General features: G+C 53.2%; 18 protein-coding genes. 3 read left to right on the top strand and 15 right to left on the bottom strand.

The genetic code is table 11. The annotated features are described in order from the left end of the window. Positions 1-20 precede the first annotated feature (20 nt). Together PHN51_05690 and PHN51_05685 are read left to right on the top strand one after the other, a co-directional pair. Positions 21-929, top strand: coding sequence for an SAM-dependent methyltransferase (locus PHN51_05690; protein MDD2818272.1), 909 nt, complete (start codon positions 21-23; stop codon positions 927-929). Beyond that, positions 926-2041, top strand: coding sequence for a hypothetical protein (locus tag PHN51_05685; GenBank protein MDD2818271.1), 1116 nt, complete (start codon positions 926-928; stop codon positions 2039-2041). Before PHN51_05690 ends, PHN51_05685 begins: the two co-directional genes overlap by 4 nt. Here the strand turns inward: PHN51_05685 and PHN51_05680 are convergent, their stop codons facing one another. The 10 genes from PHN51_05680 to dacB all read right to left on the bottom strand — a co-directional run bounded on the left by PHN51_05680 (position 2042) and on the right by dacB (position 10047). After that, positions 2042-2329, bottom strand: a complete 288-nt coding sequence (locus PHN51_05680) for a hypothetical protein (protein ID MDD2818270.1) — start codon at positions 2327-2329, stop codon at positions 2042-2044. After that, complete coding sequence (locus tag PHN51_05675) at positions 2326-2808, bottom strand: DUF3180 domain-containing protein (protein MDD2818269.1); 483 nt, start codon at positions 2806-2808, stop codon at positions 2326-2328. Before PHN51_05675 ends, PHN51_05680 begins: the two co-directional genes overlap by 4 nt. Further along, on the bottom strand, positions 2805-3308 hold the full coding sequence (gene folK, locus PHN51_05670; protein ID MDD2818268.1) for a 2-amino-4-hydroxy-6-hydroxymethyldihydropteridine diphosphokinase: 504 nt from the start codon (positions 3306-3308) through the stop codon (positions 2805-2807). The genes PHN51_05675 and folK overlap by 4 nt, the downstream gene beginning before the upstream one ends. Further along, entirely contained in the window at positions 3305-3664 is a 360-nt protein-coding gene (folB, locus tag PHN51_05665; protein ID MDD2818267.1) for a dihydroneopterin aldolase, read from the bottom strand. Before folB ends, folK begins: the two co-directional genes overlap by 4 nt. Beyond that, complete coding sequence (gene folP / locus PHN51_05660) at positions 3661-4524, bottom strand: dihydropteroate synthase (GenBank protein MDD2818266.1); 864 nt, start codon at positions 4522-4524, stop codon at positions 3661-3663. The genes folB and folP overlap by 4 nt, the downstream gene beginning before the upstream one ends. Next, entirely contained in the window at positions 4521-5129 is a 609-nt protein-coding gene (gene folE, locus PHN51_05655; protein ID MDD2818265.1) for a GTP cyclohydrolase I FolE, read from the bottom strand. Before folE ends, folP begins: the two co-directional genes overlap by 4 nt. Further along, entirely contained in the window at positions 5129-7090 is a 1962-nt protein-coding gene (gene ftsH / locus PHN51_05650; protein MDD2818264.1) for an ATP-dependent zinc metalloprotease FtsH, read from the bottom strand. The genes folE and ftsH overlap by 1 nt, the downstream gene beginning before the upstream one ends. A 65-nt stretch (positions 7091-7155) precedes the next feature. Beyond that, the gene (gene hpt, locus PHN51_05645) at positions 7156-7695 is read right to left on the bottom strand and encodes a hypoxanthine phosphoribosyltransferase (GenBank protein MDD2818263.1); all 540 of its coding nucleotides are present in this window, start codon (positions 7693-7695) and stop codon (positions 7156-7158) included. A 4-nt stretch (positions 7696-7699) separates the two neighbouring features. Further along, on the bottom strand, positions 7700-8761 hold the full coding sequence (tilS, locus tag PHN51_05640; protein MDD2818262.1) for a tRNA lysidine(34) synthetase TilS: 1062 nt from the start codon (positions 8759-8761) through the stop codon (positions 7700-7702). Then, on the bottom strand, positions 8752-10047 hold the full coding sequence (gene dacB / locus PHN51_05635) for a D-alanyl-D-alanine carboxypeptidase/D-alanyl-D-alanine-endopeptidase (protein MDD2818261.1): 1296 nt from the start codon (positions 10045-10047) through the stop codon (positions 8752-8754). Before dacB ends, tilS begins: the two co-directional genes overlap by 10 nt. 56 nt (positions 10048-10103) lie before the next feature. Between dacB and PHN51_05630 the strand changes: the two genes are divergently transcribed. Further along, the gene (locus PHN51_05630; GenBank protein MDD2818260.1) at positions 10104-10607 is read left to right on the top strand and encodes an inorganic diphosphatase; all 504 of its coding nucleotides are present in this window, start codon (positions 10104-10106) and stop codon (positions 10605-10607) included. Between the two features lie 64 nt (positions 10608-10671). On the opposite strand, the gene PHN51_05625 is transcribed toward PHN51_05630, so the two are convergent. From PHN51_05625 to pstC, 5 genes are all read right to left on the bottom strand, one after another. After that, entirely contained in the window at positions 10672-11856 is a 1185-nt protein-coding gene (locus PHN51_05625) for a substrate-binding domain-containing protein (protein ID MDD2818259.1), read from the bottom strand. A 48-nt stretch (positions 11857-11904) separates the two neighbouring features. Continuing rightward, positions 11905-12960, bottom strand: coding sequence for a substrate-binding domain-containing protein (locus tag PHN51_05620; GenBank protein ID MDD2818258.1), 1056 nt, complete (start codon positions 12958-12960; stop codon positions 11905-11907). 148 nt (positions 12961-13108) lie between these two features. Then, positions 13109-13948 carry a phosphate ABC transporter ATP-binding protein PstB gene (gene pstB / locus PHN51_05615; GenBank protein MDD2818257.1) on the bottom strand — a complete coding sequence of 280 codons (840 nt, stop codon included), beginning with the start codon at positions 13946-13948 and terminating at the stop codon, positions 13109-13111. Between the two features lie 33 nt (positions 13949-13981). After that, positions 13982-15055 carry a phosphate ABC transporter permease PstA gene (gene pstA / locus PHN51_05610; protein MDD2818256.1) on the bottom strand — a complete coding sequence of 358 codons (1074 nt, stop codon included), beginning with the start codon at positions 15053-15055 and terminating at the stop codon, positions 13982-13984. Continuing rightward, positions 15052-16020: a phosphate ABC transporter permease subunit PstC gene (gene pstC, locus PHN51_05605; GenBank protein MDD2818255.1), complete on the bottom strand. Its 969-nt coding sequence runs from the start codon at positions 16018-16020 to the stop codon at positions 15052-15054. Before pstC ends, pstA begins: the two co-directional genes overlap by 4 nt. Positions 16021-16028: the final 8 nt, after the last annotated feature.

The following is a 16028-nucleotide window of genomic DNA, read 5'->3' as shown; positions in this document are numbered from 1 at the left end:
CGCTACCGTGCGTTGCTGTGGTGGCCAAAATTCCCGAAGATCTCGCTTGGGATCTGGCCTGGGCAAAGGCCGCGACCGGTGATCGTGGCTTCTACTCCCATTCCCTGCCCTATGACCACTTCACCACCAGCGTTCAACAATCCACATTGGCTACCGACCTGCTGCCCTATGTGCGCACCGCCCTGCTCCAAGGGCCTCTCAGGTTCATTGATGTTGGCGCTGGAACCGGATTATTGGCGGAGCACATTTCAGATTTGCTTACACCTGCAGAGCGCGAACGCACGACCCTTATCTGTCTTGATGTCAGACCGCGACCGGCACATCTCTCGGCAGCTATCGACTGGATTGAGGGTGATGTCAGGGAAACCATCATCCAGATTCCTGCGGGACACACTGTGTTGGTGGCACATGAATTCCTCGATGACCTCCCCTGCGCAATGGCAGAAGTAGGTAGCGATGGAGTGGCGCACATCATGGTTGCTGATCACACGCATTTCACACCCACACTTGGCGCGGCCTTAGATACGACAAGCCCAGAATATGAATGGTTAAAGAAGTGGTGGCCGACTACTCGCCCATTCATGCGGTGCGAAATTGGAATAACTCGCGATGCTTGTTGGCGTGACCTCACAGCGCTCGTCTCGTCAGGCTTTGCCATAGCCATTGATTACGCGCACATGCGGGCCGATCGAATTCGAGGAGTGTGGGATGGCGGCACACTTACGGGTTACCGCGCTGGGCAAACACTTACACCGCAGGCGACTGGGGAAATGAACATCACTGCACATGTTGCTCTCGATGCTCTTGCTGACGCTTCATCAGGAACACCACACATCACCATGCTTCAAGACGGCCCTACTCCTGATTTCTGGTGGCTTATTGCTGCGTATGCAATTGAATTTCCTCAACCTGCGAAGATGACACCGTGAACGAGGTCTTAGTTGCAATAGGTGCGGCGCGAAATCTGCCGGCTGATTTCCATCTTGATCTCGGGGAACTCCATCCCACTGGGCAAGGCGCTATGCAATTGGCCTTGCACACAAACGAATCCATCATCACTTCAGCAGATCCGCGGATCGGCTTTGTTCATCGCAGTGCCGAAAAACTCTTCGAAGCCCGCGACTACCGACAACTGATGATGTTGGCGAATCGCCATGACTGGCTCAGCGCCATGAGTTCAGAACTGGCCATCGCACTTGTTCTTGAAGATGCAATGGGAATACTGACTCCGGAACGTGCAACCTGGTCTCGAATGTTACTCGCCGAAATGAATCGCGTAACTGCGAGTTTGATCATGCTTGGCACGACTGATCCAAAATTTTCCCAGCTCATGGCACACCGGGAAACCTTTCTAGCGCTTCTCGAAGAACTCACTGGATCACGCATTCACCCAATGTTTGTGCGCATCGGTGGCATTGCCACTCCCTGCTTCCCTGAATGGCTCAATTTACTCTCGCCAGTCATCAAGGAACTTCAGACGGATCTTCATGATTTACCTCAGAAAATAGGCGATCGCTTTGCGCAGTTGGAAGGCATTGGAGTTATCACTCCAGAACAAATACACGAATATGGGCTTTCTGGATCGATAGCTTGGAGCAGTGGGGTTGCGAATGATTTACGCATCACAACTCCCTATCTTGCTTACGAACACGTCCCTCATTGTTTTCCGATAGCTCACGGATCTGGCGATATCCCATCGCGCTTTACGTTGATTGCTGAACACTTACTCGCAAGCTTGAGCATCATGGACGAGGCAATCCAGTGGCTTCTTGCAGCAGGTGACGGACCCACCTCAGTTCAACTTCCTAAGGTGGTCCGCGCACCAGAACTTACGATTTATGGCGCGATTGAAGGTCCACTTGGAACTATCGGGATTTTGCTCGACAGTATCGGCGAAAAAACACCGTGGCGTTTGAAATTACGTACGCCAGCATTCGCAACAATTCAGAGCTTGACGAGCACTCTTGTTGGGCTTCCAATGGATGCGTTAGTGCCCATGTTGCAATCGTGCACGTTTATGGTCGGCGACGCCGACCGCTAATTACGAACGCTCGCGAATGTAGGTAGCAAAGCGTGCGCGCAGCAAGCTTTCGGTGGTGTCATCGAGTTCTGTTTCACCAAACATCTCACGAACGGCACGAACTGTGTCGATGAATGTTCCACCAACAGCCCCTAAGTCTCCGCCTTCGCCCTCGATTGCGTTCATGCTGGGCATGTGGCTGAACACATCAGTGAAGAAACCCAAATCAAGATGCTTTTCAGCCAGGTGAAAGGCCTGATGGCGCAATTCTTCGAATGGAAGGTCTTCAAGGACTGGTTCGGTGCTCATGGACTGACCTTATCTAGCCCTGATCCATCCGAGTCACCCTCTGCCGGCAATCGACACAGATGTTCTAGCCATAGCGCCGCGGCTACAAGCGCGATTGCTCCAAGCGCCGCTGCCCCCGCCGACCACACCGTTGACGTTCCTGCTGGGGTAGCCAGATCGGGCAGCGTGCCAACGCCAAGACCAATATAGAAACCGGCAACAAGAGCACCAGTTCTTGATGCAGCCATCGCGAGTGCTGCGGTGCGGGCCGCCACGATGGGCGCCAACGGCACTGAACCCGGAGCACGCTGCAGGCGTGGCTTTGCCAAGTAGGCCCAAATGAAGAGTGCGAGCGCAAGTATCCAGAGGGTGAGGGCAGCCAGAAACGGCACGGGTACCGCGCGGCCAACTTGGCCGTTCATCACACTTGCGAGAACAAATCCCACCAAGGCACCGATGACAGTAATGATGAGCAGCAGGCGAATACGGGTGGGCTTCATTGGGAGACCATCAGATCTACCCGCGGTTCCAGTGTTCGTACGCCAGTCACATCAACACGTTGGATGAGTTCAGCAATTGGCTCACCGTGAATCACTGCGGTTGAGTCAACCGCTAACCATGGAACCAGCACAAAGCCACGTTCATGCGCACGCGGATGCGGAATCGTCAACCGCTGCGAATCTGAAATGAAGCCATCGATATCAATAATGTCGATATCCAGAGTTCGCGGACCCCAACGCACTTCACGAGTGCGTTGCCAATCAGCTTCAATTGCGTTCGCTCTTGTCAATAAATCATCAGGTGTAAGGGAAGTGTCAATAAGGACCACTGCATTGACATAGACCGGTTGTTCTGGCCCGCCTACTGGTTCAGTTTCAAACACAGGTGAGGCTGCAATCACTTCAATGCCTGGCGTCGCCGCAAGCGCCTCCACTGCACCCTGCAAGGCTGCTTTCGCATCACCCAAATTTGCACCGAGTGCAATCACTGCACGAGTCATGGACGAATGATTTTCACAGCTACGTTGGTAAAGGGAACCGGGATTGGTGCTTGCGGCTTATGCACAATAACTTCAACGCCTTCCACACCCGCAAATGCCAAGACATCTTCCGAGATTCTTTCCGCAAGCGTTTCAATTAAGTTCAATGGTGGACCAACAATGCGATCGTGAACGGCTTGTGAAATCGCTCCATAGTCGACTGTGTCTGCAAGGTCATCACTCGCGGCAGCCTTGCTCGGATGCAGGTGAACGACAAGATCAACGGAAAACTCTTGACCGTCACGGCGTTCATGGTCGAAGACACCGTGAAAACCGGTTGCAGTAATCCCGTACACCAGAATCTGATCCGCGCTCATCCTCGCCCCAATCGCCAAGCTGAACCTACTCGAACAGCATCAACGCTGCCGACAACATCGTGCACGCGGACAGCCCATACGCCAGCAGCAGCAGCTAGAGCAGAAATTGCATCTGTGGCACCATCGCGTTGGTCCACAGGTCGCATCACTCCGTCACTACTTCCAAGTAACGAACCAATGAATCGTTTGCGTGAAGCACCAATGAGCACCGGGTAACCAAGCGCTTCTAATTTCTCGAGTTGATGAAGAATTGCCCAGTTGTGATTTGCCTCTTTAGCAAAGCCAAGACCCGGATCAATCACGATTGCTTCTGGAGCAATGCCCGCTCTCAAGGCAACATCAACTCGGGCACCTAATTCTTCAATGACATCAGTTACGACATCCCCGTATGAAGTGAGGGCATTCATCTCAGTGCTGTGGCCGCGCCAATGCATAATCACGTAGGGCACCTGCATATCAGCAACAGCGTGCACCATTGCTGCATCCGCTAACCCACCGCTTACGTCATTCACCATGAACGCACCCGCTTCAATTGCCGCGACAGCAGTGCTCGCGTGCATGGTGTCAATACTGACGTGCACTCCCACTTCAGTGAGCCCGGCAATAACTTCGAGCACTCGAGCTTGCTCATCATCTGCTGTAACTCGCGTTGCACCGGGGCGAGTTGATTCCCCACCGACATCAACAAAAGACGCACCTTGGTCGCGCAGTGCGACACCGTGGGCGATGGCGGCATCAACGTCAGCGAATTTGCCGCCATCAGAAAATGAATCTGGGGTCACATTGAGAACGCCTACAACTAATGCATGCTCGACACCAAGAAGTGAGGCAGGAAGCCCCAACGGGTGTCGAATGTTCATCGGCCTTGGATAAGTGACATTGCTTCTGCGCGGGTAGCTGGTTCGAGCAGTGATCCACGTACAGCACTTGTCAATGTCTTTGATCCTGGCTTACGAATACCGCGCATTGACATACATAGGTGTTCTGCTTCGACAACAACAATGGCTCCGCGAGGCTCAAGAATGCGCACGAGTGCATCTGCAATTTGCGAAGTAAGGCGCTCTTGTACCTGTGGGCGACGCGCATAGAGATCAACCAGACGAGCCAACTTCGATAAGCCAGTAATGCGGCCATTTGGACCAGGAATGTAACCAATGTGAGCCCGCCCATGGAACGGAACCAAGTGGTGCTCGCAGGTGCTGTACATCTCGATATCCCGCACGATGATCATTTCCTCGTGACCAAGGTCGAAGGTTGTGGTCAACACATCTTCAGCCTGCATGTGCAGACCAGCAAAGATCTCTTGATACGAACGTGCGACGCGAGCAGGAGTGTCTTTCAGGCCATCGCGATCGGGATTTTCACCAACAGCAATGAGTAGCGCACGAATCGCAGCTTCAACACCTGGAGCATCAAATTCGCCAACCGCTGCGTTTGGATCAACGCTGACTGGATCGATGGTCATTACGCCTCGTCTTCGGTAGTAGCTTCGACAACAATAGTTTCAACTTCGGCAACCACCGCTGGGCGTGGATGCTCAATCGGTCCACGCGAATCAGGCAGGCGGCGAGCGGAACCTGTCCATGCTGGACGTGGCTCATTGAGATGAAGGGCTTCAAAGACCGCAGCGATCTGTTCGCGATCTAACGTTTCCTTTTCCAAGAGTTCCTTCACGAGTGCATCAAGTACATCGCGATTGGCTACGAGAATGTCGTAGGCCTCTTGGTGTGCATTTTCAATAAAGGTACGCACTTCTTCATCGATGGCTCCAGCAATTTCTTCGGAGTAATCACGCGTATGACCCAAATCGCGACCCATGAAGACTTCACCTTGTGGCTGTCCGTATCGGATTGCCCCCAGACGTTCGGTCATGCCGTATTGGGTCACCATTGCGCGGGCAAGCGCGGTTGCGCGCTCAATGTCATTCGATGCGCCAGTTGTTGGATCGTGGAAGATCAACTCTTCAGCAGCGCGACCACCGAGCATGTACGCCAGTTGGTTTTGCATTTCACTGCGAGTTGTTGAGTACTTGTCAGCTTCAGGTAACACCATCGTGTAACCAAGTGCACGACCACGAGGCATGATCGTGATCTTGTGCACTGGATCATTGCCAGGAAGTGCCGCAGCAACAAGTGCGTGGCCTGCCTCGTGATACGCGGTGATGCTCTTCTCGTGATCGTCCATCATGCGAGTGCGCTTTTGCGGACCTGCCATCACTCGATCGATAGCTTCATCAAGTGCCGCATCATCAAGGCGCTCGAACCCAAGGCGTGCGGTCAATAACGCAGCTTCGTTGAGAACGTTGGCCAGGTCTGCTCCAGTGAAACCAGGCGTACGGCGAGCAACTGCCATCAGGTCAACTTCATCAGCCATCGGCTTGCCCTTGGCGTGTACCTCAAGAATCGCAAAGCGGCCCAGCAAATCTGGCCGATCAACTGCAATCTGGCGATCAAAACGGCCAGGGCGAAGTAGCGCTGGATCCAAAATGTCTGGACGGTTTGTTGCAGCGATCAAGATGACACCACCGGTGACATCAAAGCCATCCATCTCCACCAGCATTTGGTTCAGTGTCTGTTCACGTTCATCGTGCCCGCCACCCATACCAGCGCCGCGATGGCGACCAACTGCATCGATCTCGTCAATAAAAATAATCGCTGGAGCATTCGCTTTGGCTTGTTCGAACAAGTCGCGAACGCGACTTGCGCCAACACCTACAAACATTTCAACAAAGTCTGAGCCTGAAATCGAAAAGAACGGAACTCCAGCCTCACCAGCGACTGCACGCGCGAGCAAAGTCTTGCCGGTGCCGGGAGGCCCGTAGAGCAATACGCCCTTGGGGATCTTGGCGCCAACGGCATGGAACTTCGATGGGTCCGCGAGGAAGTCTTTGATTTCTTCAAGTTCTTCAACTGCTTCATCAGCACCGGCGACGTCGGCGAACGTGGTTTGAGGCATGTCCTTGTTGACAAGTTTGGCTTTGGATTTACCAAAACTCATGACCTTGTTGCCGCCACCTTGCATTTGCCCCATGAAGAAGAACAACAAGAAAACCACGATGGCAATTGGGAGAAGTGAGAACAGCAGTGTGACCAAGATATTTTCACTTGGTACCACCACGTTATAGCCACCTGGCAATTGACCAGCGTCAGCCTTGAGTTGGAGTAACTCCTGCAGGTTCACACCTTGGCCAGTGACATAGGAGGTGCGGAGCTTGGATCCGTCTTTCAGGGTGAGCTCTAGGAGCTGATCGCGATCAGTCAGAGTCGCGGTATCAACCTTGCCACTTTGAATGTCAGAAACAGCCTGGCTGGTGTCGACCTGGGTAGGTGCACCTACCCCTGAAAGGAAACTTGAACCAACTAATACGAAGGCAACAGCAAGAGCTACCCAAAAAATTGGTCCGCGAATGATCCTTTTGAAGTCCACCGCCTGACGGTACTACGGGTGCACGGGCTGCCAAGCCAGTGGACCGGGGCTTTCGCGCTCAGCGATCAGGCGCCGTAGACGTGCGGAGCCAGGGTCCCCACACACCGCAAGTTACGGTACTTCTGGTCGTAATCCAGGCCGTAACCCACGACAAACTCATTAGGGATGTCAAAGCCCACATATTTTGGATTGACTTCCACTTTGATTGCTTCTGGTTTGCGCAGGAGCGAGAAGACTTCAACTGAGGTTGCGCCCCGCGAACCTAGGTTTTTGATCAGCCACGAGAGGGTCAGCCCTGAGTCAAGGATGTCTTCGACGATGAGCACATTGCGGCCCACGATGTCGTTGTCGAGGTCCTTGAGAATACGCACCACACCGCTTGATTTCGTGCCTGAGCCGTAGGACGACACTGCCATCCAGTCCATCTCAGTACTTCGGGTCAACGTGCGCGCAAGATCAGCCATGATCATGACCGCACCCTTGAGAACACCAACCAGCAGCAGATCTTGACCGTGATAATCCACCTCAATCTGCGCAGCAATTTCATTGATGCGCGTTTGGATTTCGGCTTCGCTCAGAAGTACGTGAGCAAGATCGTCACCAATGTGTTCAGGTAGCAAGGGGGTCTCCTGCGTTGAGGGTTGATTTAGGCGAGGTAAGGGTCAGCCTTCCATATTCACGACAGGCAAGCACACGGGCTGGCAAACTCACTGGACCTTGGCCTCGCCATTGGGTAATAAGTGCATCTACTGCCTGCACATGACCCAAAGTGACTGCGTCGCTGCCAGCTCCCAGATCCATACACATACGACGAATCATTCGGGAACGGATAGCGGATGGGAGCAATTGAAAATCATCTATACCGACGCTCATCGAGCAATCATCGAAAGTGACCAGCGAATCAAACTCCTGCGCGGCCCATTGATCTAAAGCGTCAGCATCATCACTGGCTAATAGCGCCGATCGCGCCAACCCCGCAACAAACCCCGCACCTAAGGCTTCCTCCAGCCCTTCAAAGGCAGCGCGAACTCGCACTCGCGTGAATCGAGGGTCAAGATTGTGCGGATCACTCCACGGAACCACACCAATTGCGGAACACACATCTTTGGCACTTGCATGTACCACTGCGCGCGAGACCTGCAAGAGCGGACGCACAAGTAATCCATTGCGAAACTGCATCGCGGCAATCGATCTGGTCCCAGATCCTCTTGCCAATCGCAACAACACAGTTTCAGCCTGGTCATCTTGCGTGTGCCCAAGCAGAATGCACGAGGCTTGATATTTCGCAGCCATTGCTTCTAAAGCTTCATAGCGCGCTCGACGCGCTGCTGCCTCCGGTCCGCCATCCCCGTTCACTGCGACTTCAGCAACGACGACGGAATCAATTCCGAACTCAATACACGCAGCTGCTGCAGCTTGAGCAACCTCTGCTGACGCGTCTTGCAACTGATGATCAACGATGACCGCTATCACCGAAATTTCGCGTTGTTTGCCCACAAAAGCAGCAGCCGCTGCTAATGCCAATGAATCTGGGCCTCCTGAGCAGGCAACGATGATTGTTGAACCAGATCCAATATTGGCGAGTGACTCGTGAACCGCAGAACGCACGGTCAAGGTCTGTGATGATGCCCAATGGCGCTCAGGAATATCTTCGCCCATAGTTACACGCATCCGCACAGACGTAGTTTCGTCGCGAATTGATCAACGGCGTTTCGTGCTTTTGCAATAGAGGCAATGTCATTGGCGAGAATCGCGAACACCAGCACTCGTCCTTGAACATCTGGAACCATTCCTGCGAGCGCGACTGCTGATCGCAATGTTCCAGTTTTCGCACGGACGAAACCAGCGGCCACCTTTTGAGATCCTGAAGTAAACCGATCAGCCAACGTCCCAGTAAATCCTGCGACTGCTAACGCTGGTGCGATGCCATCAAATGATCCATTGGCTGCAAGAACGAGAATCTTTCCAAGCGTTTGTGGCGCAATTCGATTCTTACTCGACAGACCGCTGCCGTCGGACAGCTGCATGCCTTGCACCGGAATACCCAGTTCTGTCGCCGCACTCTTCATCGCAGCTGCACCACTTGCGAAGCTTCCTGTTCCCGACTGCGCAACACCAGACAGATGAGCAAGTGACTCTGCTAAGTCATTATCCGAATCTGTGAGCATGTGATTGACCAGCTGTTGAACCGGCGCTGACTCAACCTTGGCAATTTGCGTTCCGCTGATTGGCGCTTTGGCCTCCACACCGATGTTCACTTTCACTCCACTTTTACGCAGAGCCTTCACAAATAATTGAGCGGCGTACTTCGCTGGGTCATCAACGCGTGAATTACCGCGCGGATTGACACGACCTTGGTCAACCATCAATGCCGCGACAGGAGCTGCAACACCAGCAGCAGGAAATGACGCTGACCAGCCTGGGCCCAACTTACGGCCAGTAAAAAGTGAACTGTCGTAGTTCACAAGCACTGGAGCTGACTGCACTTGCTTGGCGACTTGAGTGGCCAAGGACGTCAGTGACGCTCCTGGACCGGAACTTGCGAGCATTGGGTCACCGCCGCCGATCAGCGTCAGTGTTGAACCTTCAACCACGACGCGAGTAGCAATGCGATGTGTAGGTGTGAGTAACTTGAGTGCTGTTACTGCGGTCAATAACTTCAATGTTGATGCAGGGAGCAACGCAGTCGAACCTTGTGAATCAAAAAGCATGTCCCCCGTGGCCGGGTCCCCGACCCAAGCGCCAACAGTGCCCAAGGCTGGACGCTTCACCGTGGCACTCAGCGCCGCTGTTAGACCTGCAGCGGTTGGGGTCGGTGCTTTGCTACCGACAACTGGGATTGGGTTCAGCACTAACGAGGAGTCATCAGCCGCAGATGCAAGCGATTGCGTGATGGGTGACGCACACCACAACAGCAAAAACCCTAGAAATAGCGCCATTTTTCGCTTATGTGTCACCTGTCACCTCTCTTCTATGCAGTCATCGCACCATCTATAGGGAAGACTAGGCGACTATGAACCCCTTGGTATTCGACGTCACGATTGAAATTCCCGCAGGTAGCCGCAATAAGTATGAGGTAGACCACGAGACCGGCCGTATTCGCTTGGACCGCATGCTCTTCACCTCAACTCGTTACCCACATGACTATGGCTTCATCGATGACACCTTGGGTCAAGACGGCGATCCACTCGACGCACTTGTGATGACTCAGGAACCCACCTACCCGGGCGTTGTCATTCGTTGCCGCGCTATCGGCATGTTCCGCATGACCGACGAAGCAGGCGGCGATGACAAGGTGCTGTGTGTACCCGCTGGTGACCCACGCCTTGAACACCTTCGCGATATTCACCATGTTTCTGAATTCGATCGTCTCGAAATTCAGCACTTCTTCGAGGTCTACAAGGATCTTGAGCCAGGTAAGAGCGTTGAAGGTGCTGACTGGGAAGGTCGCGTTGAGGCAGAAGCAGAAATCGTTGCTTCACAGGGCCGTTATGTACCGGGAAGTCACAAGCACTAAATCTTTCAGTAGAAAGAGCCCCAGCCGACGGCTGGGGCTCTTTCTTATAGGACGTGTGGAGTTGCTACTCGTTCGAACCAGCATTGGCCGCAGCATTCACCTGAAGCGGCGCAAAAGTCTTGATGCGAATTGGTTCTGGCAGTGGCGTCACACCAAAGGCTTCAAGCGAACCTTGACCAGCTAGGCGTACGAGATATTGCGCAAACGAGAGAGGCAGGGGGTTGGCTTTGTCGTTGCACACCAAAAGGTGCGCGACACCCATCACGGGCCAACCAATAAGTTCTTGTCCCTCGCTCAGCACAATCTTTGAAGCAGCAATATCGAACTGACCTTCAACTGGAACGCCGCCTAGACCTGGCCCATAAACAAGCATGTCTTTGGATTCGCTGCCAGCAAGTGTGCTGGTCTGGTCTGTCATAGCTGCTGATCCGACCTTGGCTAACTGAATATCTTCAGCGGTGACCCAGATGTCGGTATTAGGTCCCGCCGGCAGGGATGCCATACCCAATACGTTGTTATTCGCGGTGGTGACTGGCAAAATCGCGATTTGTCCTTCATTCGAGGTAATTGAAGTAACCAGATCGGCAACCGTGTCGAAGGATTCACCGGCCGACAGAGTGCCAACGGTGCCTTGCTTCCAAGTGTCTGGGGCTGTTGCACTAAGCCAGGCTGTCATTGCCTGGACACTGCCTTGATCAAACTTCGACGTCACCAATTGCAGTGGTGGAAGCCCATCAAGGAGCAACCCTTCATTTGATGCAGTAATCAGTGGATCGTCCCAAGTCTTGACCGTACCGCTGAGGATTCCAGCAATTGCTTTTGGCGATAATTGAATGCCTTCAAGTCCTGGTTCATTTAATGCCATGGTTACCGGATAAGTGAAAGCAGGAACAACAAGTGTGGTTCCTGATACACAACTCGATGCTTTAAAAGAAGCCAGTAATGCAGGTGAAGGACGCACGTCAACTAATTGCACCGGTGCGGGCTGATCTGCTGCCACTTCAACCACCGCCTGGTCTGGGCACGTGGTGGTGAGTGACTGACCAACAGCATCAACAGCACCGAAAAACATTTCAGGAGCTCCCACATCAACGCTGCCTGTTTGGCAAGTGATGTTTGCTTCCGCCTGAGCTGCCAACACATCTGGTGGAAGAGGTGGCGTGCACGCACTAAGGATCAGTGCTGCTGCAGCCAATGGCACTGCAAAAAACGCAGTGAGGGCGACGCCCCGTGAATTCTTACGAGACATCGCCCTCACCTTTTCGCTTTGGTGTTACTGAGTTTTCAGAAGGTTTGACTACTTGATATTTGCTACAAGTGCCTTTGCCTTTGCGAGCACTGCGCCAGCAACTGGAACGTAACCAAGCTGTGCTGCACGCGAAGGTCCACACTTCTGGATCAAGTAATCCTGGAACTGACGAACACCCAGACCGTTAGGTCCCTTGCCATCGGTGCGAGCAATGCCGTAGCTGAAGATCGCCATTGGGTACGCGCCCTTGGCCTTGACGTTGTAGTCAAGTGCAACCAAGCCACGTGAGTTCAGGTTGGTTTGAGTTGCAAGGTTCTTCGCTGCTGATGCGGCTGAAGGAGCAATGAATTCGCCAAGAGCGTTTTCAATGCGAGCTACTGGGTAGCCCTTTGCGTCGCCGAAGTCAACAGCACCGATTGCTCCTGAAGTGGCATCAATCGTCGCGATGATGGTGGCGTTGTCCTTGCCAGCCAATGAACTGGCAGGTGGCTTGCCGCCTGGGAATGCAGTTGAGAAGTCATCTTGAACCTTGCTCCAGATGCTTGGCGCAAAAGCGTTCAAATACTGCAGGGTGTTGTTTGAAGTACCTGAGTTGCCTGAGCGGTAGACCACAGTGATGTTCTGAGCTGGGATCGAAGCCGCAATGCGAGCATTGGTAGCAAGGATTTCCTTGTCATTCCACTTCGTGATTGCGCCAGCCATGATCTTGCTGAGTGTGGTGCGCTTCAACTGGATTGATGAACCAAGGGTCTTGCCGGTCTTGGCGTTCTTCAAGTTGATTGGGAAAGCAAGCGCGCCACCGATGTTTGGAACGTAGGTCCAATCGAAGGTTGGCTCGCCACTTGTGTACGCGGAGTCGGTCTGACCATAGGCAAAGGTGCCCTTGGTGAAGTTACTCTTACCGGTGCCTGAGCCCGTTGAGGTGTAGTTGATCGTGAAGTTTTTCTGCGAGGCGTTGAAATCAGCCGCGCACTGGGAAATGAATGGGTATGGGAATGAAGCTCCACCACCACTGATGGTCTCTGCTGCCTGAGCAGGTGCTGCAACGGCAATTGCTGAAGCAGCAAGGGCTGTCGTTGCAATAGCTACGAGAGTGCGACGCACTGATTTCTCCTTTGATGATGTATGTAGGTCTTACTTTTATGAATGTAGGTAAGCCAGGTTTACGAATTACGTCGGATCTATGACATATACCTGACAGTTAGATGAACAGTCGGTGTCACGAATAGCCCCATGCATGGTGAACAGTTGGTTACCCGAAACGACCGTTGACGTAGTCAAGGGTGCGCTGATCTTGTGGGTTGCCGAAAATGTCAGTTGTTTTACCTTGCTCAACTACATGACCTGGTTCACCCTCAGCTGCGAGGAAGAAGGCCGTGTTATCCGCGACACGAACAGCCTGTTGCATATTGTGCGTAACGATGACGATGGTGATGTCCTTTGACAATTCACGAATGGTTTCTTCGATCTTCAGTGTTGATGCTGGGTCAAGAGCGGAACAAGGCTCGTCCATCAACAACACATGTGGATTCACAGCAAGTGCTCGTGCAATCACAAGACGCTGCTGCTGACCGCCCGAAAGCTCACCCGCTGCATGATCAAGGCGATCCTTCACTTCATTCCACAAGCCTGCAGAAGTAAGAGTCTGCTCAACGATTTCATCGTGATTGCTGCGCTTCATGCCGGAAAGCTTCAGGCCCGAAAGCACGTTGCCACGAATGGTCATTGATGGGAATGGATTTGGCTTCTGGAAGACCATGCCGATATTCAGGCGAATGTGCACTGGATCAACCGTTGGGCCATAAATATCTTGACCTTCGTACAGCACTTCACCAGCAAGCGCCGCACCTGGAAGCAACTCGTGCAAACGGTTGAGCGTACGGATGAAGGTTGACTTGCCACAACCTGACGGTCCGATCAGTGCCGTCACAGTGTTCTTCTCGAACTTCATGTTGACGCCTTCAAGCACCTTGCGGGTGTTGAACCAAATGCTGATGTCGCGCGCTTCGAGCTCAACCGGACGAATCTCAGCCTCGTCGTTGAATTCCTGCTCCAACGCGACAACGCTCTTCTCGAACTCTGCTGTTGACATGTCGTCTTCCTCCATGGTTGATCTCGCCTTGCCTTACTTAACTTTGTTGCGACCGATGAGCCGCGCAGCCGTGAACAAAATTGCAACTACCACCATCAAAATCAACGCCGAGCCCCAAGCGCGTGTAACTGCATCGGGATAAGGCTGAGCTACGTTTTCAAAGATCGACACAGGCAGTGTGCTGATCGGATCTGAGAAAGGATTCGTCACCGTTGCGTCGTTCTTTCCAGCAGTCATCAGGAGCGGGGCAGTTTCACCGATCACTCGAGCAACGCCAAGGATGATCGCAGTGACAATGCCTGTCTTGGCGGCAGGAAGCACAACCTGGAAAACAGTGCGCGCGCGAGTCGAGCCGAGTGCAAGGGCTCCGGTGCGAAGGTCGTCTGGGACCAAGCGCAACACTTCTTCTGCGGTACGAGCAACCGTTGGCAGCATTAAAATCGCGTAAGCCAATCCGCCAGCAAAGGCGCTGGTGTTGATGGCGCCAGTCAAGATCAAGGTCGTAAGGATGAACAAGCCAGCAACTACGGAAGGCACACCCGACATCGACTGCACGAAGAAGCGAACGTAAGGAACTGCCCTGCCACGGACTTCAGTGATGTAGATCGCCGTGGCAATGCCAATTGGCACAGCGATCAATGCAGAGATTGCGACAATCAACAACGTACCGAGCGCGGCATGGGCAATTCCACCGTACTCAAGCGGTGTTGATGGACTGATGTAGGTCGAATTTTGGGTCAGGAAAGGAATCGACAGGGCTTTTATGCCGTGCGAGAGCAATGACCAGATCACCGAAATGATGACCACAAAACTGAAGATCGATGCACCAATGGCATTCACAATGATGAGCGAGTCACCAATGCCGCGCTTGCCTTTAGTGAGGTAGGCGGCAATACCTGAGGCAATGAGCTGAAGCGGCAGGTAAATCACCATGACCAAGGCGTCGGGGATATCACTGAACTGGAACATCGCTACGACGATGAGCAACGGCACGATTACAGCTAGAGCGACAGACACATCAAATTTTTTGGTGCGCTTGCTCCATGGTCGGGTGCGTTCTTGCTGTTGCAAGGTCGGAATTCTTGAAGGATCAAATAGTGTCGTCACTTCTTCAACCGTCCTGTCCGGCTCACAATGAGGTTGGCGATCATGTTGACGATGAGAGTCATGAGGAACAAGAAGAAGCCAGCAGCGAGGAGCAACTGAACTTCGAATGGACCGGAGGCTTCACCAAAGCGGGAAACGATCAACGTTGCGACAGAACCGCCACCTGATTCGATGACGTGGTACCAGTTCGTGTCGTACACGAGCTTGAGTACGAAGAACACTGCAATGGTCTCACCCAAAGCGCGGCCAAGGCCGAGCATCACACCACCAACGATGCCGCCGCGGCCATAAGGCAGAGCGACATAGCGAAGCATTGTCCACATTGAGCAACCAAGCGCTTCAGCTGCGTTGATCAAATCCGGTGGTGTGCGACCAAGTACTTCGCGCGTAACCGACGTTGTAATCGGAATCACCATGATGGCAAGCACAAAACCCGCGATGAATGGCGTTCCTAAGAAGTTGCCAGATGCGTTTTCAAAGAATGGAATCCAACCCAAATATTCGTTGAGTAGTCGTTGCCACTCTTCAGCTTGAGGATTCAAAACATAGAAGGCCCACAAACCCAAAATCACCGAAGGAATAGCTGCCATGAGGTCGATTGAGTTAGTCAAAATCGAGGCAAGCTTCTTTGGCGCAAGAAACACGATAAAAATTGAAAGCAACAGAGATGCCGGGACCGCAATGACCAGGGCCACTACCGAAAGCAAGATCGAGCCGTACAGCATGCCGAAAATGCCAACGGATACCGGATCAGTCGTGAGATCCCACGCTGTGGTGGTGAGGAAGCTGAAGCCGAGCTCTTGAAACACAGGAAGTGCTTGGGCACCCAAGAAGATGGCGATGCCCGCCAAGATGATGAGCGAAATAAAGGCCGCAACCGTAATGGCGCGATTAAACACCCGGTCGCCACGATGCGAGGTCGCTGCCGCCTGAAGATCGCGCTGCTGAAGGTCCGGAGTGGCCATGTCCAGAT

The sequence above is a fragment of the Candidatus Nanopelagicales bacterium genome, from assembly GCA_028687755.1.
Lineage (GTDB): Bacteria > Actinomycetota > Actinomycetes > S36-B12 > S36-B12 > UBA11398.
This window is presented reverse-complemented; position numbering and strand designations above follow the sequence as displayed.

Coding starts and splice junctions, on each gene's coding strand:
- PHN51_05680 (MDD2818270.1), bottom strand. CDS start 2,329: ATGAGCACCGAACCAGTCCTTGAAGACCTTCCATTCGAAGAATTGCGC.
- PHN51_05675 (MDD2818269.1), bottom strand. CDS start 2,808: ATGAAGCCCACCCGTATTCGCCTGCTGCTCATCATTACTGTCATCGGT.
- folK (MDD2818268.1), bottom strand. CDS start 3,308: ATGACTCGTGCAGTGATTGCACTCGGTGCAAATTTGGGTGATGCGAAA.
- folB (MDD2818267.1), bottom strand. CDS start 3,664: ATGAGCGCGGATCAGATTCTGGTGTACGGGATTACTGCAACCGGTTTT.
- folP (MDD2818266.1), bottom strand. CDS start 4,524: ATGAACATTCGACACCCGTTGGGGCTTCCTGCCTCACTTCTTGGTGTC.
- folE (MDD2818265.1), bottom strand. CDS start 5,129: ATGACCATCGATCCAGTCAGCGTTGATCCAAACGCAGCGGTTGGCGAA.
- tilS (MDD2818262.1), bottom strand. CDS start 8,761: ATGCGTGTAACTATGGGCGAAGATATTCCTGAGCGCCATTGGGCATCA.
- PHN51_05630 (MDD2818260.1), top strand. CDS start 10,104: ATGAACCCCTTGGTATTCGACGTCACGATTGAAATTCCCGCAGGTAGC.
- PHN51_05625 (MDD2818259.1), bottom strand. CDS start 11,856: ATGTCTCGTAAGAATTCACGGGGCGTCGCCCTCACTGCGTTTTTTGCA.
- pstB (MDD2818257.1), bottom strand. CDS start 13,948: ATGTCAACAGCAGAGTTCGAGAAGAGCGTTGTCGCGTTGGAGCAGGAA.
- pstC (MDD2818255.1), bottom strand. CDS start 16,020: ATGGCCACTCCGGACCTTCAGCAGCGCGATCTTCAGGCGGCAGCGACC.